The 839-nt window shown below is 63.4% G+C and carries 1 protein-coding gene; it reads left to right on the top strand.

Annotation, left to right across the window (positions count from 1 at the left end; all coding sequences use genetic code 11):
- The coding region (locus tag GSQ92_RS07565; RefSeq protein ID WP_159013283.1) for an IS630 family transposase at positions 1 to 839 on the top strand (839 nt) is incomplete at both ends.

Raw genomic sequence — 839 nt, 5'->3', positions numbered from 1 at the left:
GCGGCTCGGCATTACGCGCGTGACGGTCACGACCTGGCGACGGCGCTTCGCCGAGAAGCGCTTGGACGGTCTCCTGGACGAGCGACGCCCTGGGGCACCCCGGACTATTACAGACCAGAAAGTTGCCGACGTCGTCACGACGACACTGGAGACGCTCCCTGTCGGTCGGACGCACTGGAGCTCGCGTGGCATGGCACGCGCATCGGGGCTGGCTCCATCGACGGTGCAGCGGATATGGAAAGCGTTCTCGCTGCAACCGCATCGAAGCGAGACCTTCAAGCTGTCGACCGATCCGCTGTTCGTCGACAAGGTGCGTGACATCGTCGGGCTCTACCTAAATCCGCCGGACCGAGCTGTGGTGCTCTGTGTCGACGAGAAGTCCCAGGTGCAGGCGCTCGACCGCACCCAGCCGATCCTGCCGCTGCGCCCGGGGCAGGCCGAGCGGCGCACCCATGACTACAAACGGCATGGCACAACGTCGCTGTTCGCCGCACTCGATATCAAGGCTGGGACGATTGTCGGCAAATGCATGGCGCGACACCGCGCCGCCGAGTTTCGGCGCTTCCTCGCTATGGTTGAGAAGAACGTTCCGGCCGACCTCGACGTGCACGTCGTCATGGACAATGCATCAAGCCACAAGACCAAGCAGATCCGCAGCTGGTTTGCCAAGCGCCCTCGCTGGCACCCACACTTTACCCCGACGTCGGCATCCTGGATCAATCAGGTCGAGCGCTTTTTTGCCTTGCTAACCGACGAGCAGATCAGGCGCGGTACGCACCGCTCCGTTCGAGAGCTTGAAGTGGCAATCGGCACCTACATCGACGCCCGGAACGCCGATC

It is taken from the genome of Acidisoma sp. S159 (genome assembly GCF_009766125.1).
GTDB lineage: Bacteria > Pseudomonadota > Alphaproteobacteria > Acetobacterales > Acetobacteraceae > Acidisoma.
This window is presented reverse-complemented; position numbering and strand designations above follow the sequence as displayed.